2 protein-coding genes are annotated in these 3,108 nt (G+C 71.6%); one reads left to right on the forward strand and one right to left on the reverse strand.

Annotated features, from left to right (window positions below; translation table 11 throughout):
• A partial coding sequence (locus AB0G02_RS33105; RefSeq protein WP_360802156.1) for an ABC transporter substrate-binding protein occupies window positions 1-2,006 on the forward strand: 2,006 nt, incomplete at its 5' end.
• Here the strand turns inward: AB0G02_RS33105 and AB0G02_RS33110 are convergent.
• Window positions 2,003-2,980 carry a squalene cyclase gene (locus tag AB0G02_RS33110; protein ID WP_360802159.1) on the reverse strand — a complete coding sequence of 326 codons (978 nt, stop codon included), beginning with the start codon at window positions 2,978-2,980 and terminating at the stop codon, window positions 2,003-2,005. The two genes, AB0G02_RS33105 and AB0G02_RS33110, sit on opposite strands and share 4 nt — an antisense overlap.
• Window positions 2,981-3,108: the final 128 nt, after the last annotated feature.

Consider the following 3,108-nt stretch of genomic DNA (forward strand, 5'->3'; position numbering starts at 1 on the left):
GCCTGGACGACGTCAACGCCGACGGCGGCGTGCAGGGCCACCCGCTCGAACTGCTCGTCTACGACGACGCCGACGACCCGGAGCGGGCGAAGCGGATCGCCGAGCAGATCGTCCGCGAGGACAAGGCGCTGTACGTCATCGGGCACGGCGTCACCGTCACCTCGGCCGCCGCCGCCCCCATCTACCGCGCCGCCGGCATCCCCGCCGTCACGCCGTCCGCCAGCGGTTCCGGCATCACCGACGGCAGCGACTGGTACTTCCGCAGCATGTTCGGCGACCGCACCCAGGGCGACTACCTCGCCGTCTACGCCTCCCGCGTGCTCGGCCTCGACCGGGTCGCGGTCGTCTACGACGACACCGAGTCCGGTCGCTCCGCGCAGGCCGCGTTCGCGGACTCCTACCGGCGGTTCGGGCAGGTCGTGGCCACCTTGCCGGTGACCGACGACCCGCAGGCCGCGGTCGACCGGGTGAAGGCGCTCGGCGCCGGCACGCCGGTCCTGCTCGCCACCGAGGAGCGCAACGGCGTCGCCCTGGTGAAGGGCCTGCGCGCCGCCGGCGTCGAAGCACCGATCCTCGGCACCGCCACCCTGGGCACCAAGGCGTTCCACGACGCGCTCGGCGGCGTCACGCGTGACCTGCACCTGGCCACCCCGATGGCGTACGACTCGCTGTCCGGCCCCGCGCTGACCTGGGCCGACGACTACCAGCGGCGGTACGGCGAACACCCGCGCTGGCACGCCGCGACCGCCCGGCAGGCGCTCAACGTCGGTCTGCACGTCGTCACCTCGAACAACATCGGCCTCGACCCGGCGAAGATCGCCGACGACCGCAGGCGCCTGCGTGACGGGCTGGCGGCGTTGAAGGACAAGAAGAACGCGTTCCCCGCGCTGCTCGGCCCGCTGTACTTCACCGCGAGCGGCTCGGCGCAGATGCCGGTGTCGTTCGTGACCAGCGACGGCGTCCGGCTGGTGTCCGCGCCCGTGCAGCTGACCACCTACGAGCCGCCGTCACCGAAGGCGTTGGAGGCCAAGCTGGCCGACGGCACGGTGATCGCCGTCGGGGACCGGTACCTGACCCGCCGCCAGGTCGTCGCCACCGGCATCAACCTCAACGAGGTGCGCGACCTCGACACCCGCGACGGCACGTACTTCGTGGACTTCTTCCTGTGGCTGAAGTACACCGGCCCGGACACCGCGACGGACGTGCAGTTCGTCAACGCGGTCAAGCCGGACCTCAAGCTCGGCCAACCGCTGCGGGACGTCACCGGCGAGGAGGGCACCTACCGGCTGTACCGGGTGGCGGACCGGTTCAAGAACGGCTTCGAGTTCCGCAGCTTCCCGTTCGACCACCAGCACCTCAAGGTCGTGCTGCAGAACCGGGTGCAGACCGCCGACCAGGTCGTGTACGTGACCGACAAGGAGGTGCTGGACCAGCCGGCCGAGCACCACCTGCGCAGCGGCGCGGACGCGGAGACCACGATCAACGACATCCCCAACTGGGTGGCGACGTCAGCGAGGTTCTTCCAGCGGACCGTCGGCAGCAGCGACGCCCTGGGCGACGGGTCCGCGGTCGGCACCGCCGACGGCATCTACTACAGCCAGTACACCGGTGACGTGGAGATCGTCCGCGACACGCTGCCGTTCCTGCTGAAGAACCTGCTGCCGCTGATGCTGCTGATCTGCGTCACGTACCTCGCGCTGTTCTTCAAGGCCTCCGACGGCGCCGCCCCGGTGTCCATGGGCGTCACCGCGATCCTCAGCACGGCCGTGCTGCTGAACAACGTGACCTCGCAGCTGCCGTCGGTCAGCTACACCGTGGCGCTGGAGTGGGGCTACTACGCGTTCATCCTGCTGGCGGCCGGGTGCGTGCTGGTCGGCATGCTGCGCAAGCGGTTGTCGACGTTGCAGCGCGACGACGCCGAGCAGCGGCTGGCCCGGTCGGCGCGGATCGGCTACCCGGCCTACCTGCTCGCGGTGGTGGTGACGTACCTGGTGGTGTTCGGCTAGGCCCGGGAGTCCCACCAGTCCAGCACCCGCGTCCCGGACAGGGTGAGCCACTTCGACGGCTCACCCGCCGGGACGTCGACCTCGAACCACACCCGCCCGGGGTGGCGTCGCGCCTGGAGCCAGGTGCCGTCCGGCTGCCTGGCGGCGCGGACGATCCCGATCGCGTCGGCCATGCGCGGATCCGGCGGCGTGCCGTCGAGCAGCGAGGCCTCGCGGAAGTACTCGGCCGCGTTGAGCACGTTGTAGAACCAGCGGAACGGGTAGGAGAAGCGGTCCACCCAGGGCGCGACCGGCTCGCCCGTGGACAGTCGGCGGAACAACCCGCGCTGCAGCAGGTACTCCTCGCCGGAGCGGCGGGCGGCGCGGGTGGCCTCCGTGCCGCCGGTCGCGGTCTCGAGCGCGAGCAGTCCCTTGAGGGAGTTGAGCGTCGAGTGGAACGACGAGCGCGTCGAGCCCTCGACCCACTCGCAGTTCCAGCCGCCGTCGGGCAACCGGTGCTCGACGAACCAGTCGACGATGCCGGTGACGTCGGCGCCCAGCCACAGCCCGTTCCCGACGGTCCAGGCGTTGATGCAGCAGTCGACCTCGCCGCCCCAGTACGGCAGGTCGTCGTACTCCCAGCGGCTGTTCTCGGCCAGCAGCTCGGCCGTGCGGCGTTCACGCAGGACGGTGGGGTCCATGCCCCACTCCCGCAACGTGGTCAGCGACCACGTCGTCGCCGTCCACGGCTGCCCGGCGCCTTCCGCCGCCTCGGGGCCGTGGAAGTCGAAGCCCGCGGGGAAGAACGCGCCGCCCGCCCACTGGCCGTCCGGGTCCTGGAGCGCGAGCAGCCGCGCGCCGAAGCCCTCGGTCGCGATCTTCGCCCGCGTCGCTTCCCACACCTGCGGTGGCTCACCGACGAGGTCGCGCTCCACCTGCCAGCGCAGCGCCGGGTCGGAGTCGAGGAGCCAAGTGGTCGAGGCCCTGGTCGCCATGCGGTGACTCTAGTCGACGGTCCCGCCCGGTCCAGCGGTTCGCGCCCACCCGCGGCTCGCCCGGTCCGGTCGGTTACTCGACCGGGTCGTCCTCGGGGCTGCCGGCGGCGAGCGAGGCCAGGACGTCC

It is taken from the genome of Actinosynnema sp. NPDC023658 (assembly GCF_040639995.1).
GTDB lineage: Bacteria > Actinomycetota > Actinomycetes > Mycobacteriales > Pseudonocardiaceae > Actinosynnema.

What these genes read in the sequence shown, in the direction of transcription:
- AB0G02_RS33110 (WP_360802159.1), bottom strand. Translation starts at nt 2,980, where the DNA reads ATGGCGACCAGGGCCTCGACCACTTGGCTCCTCGACTCCGACCCGGCG.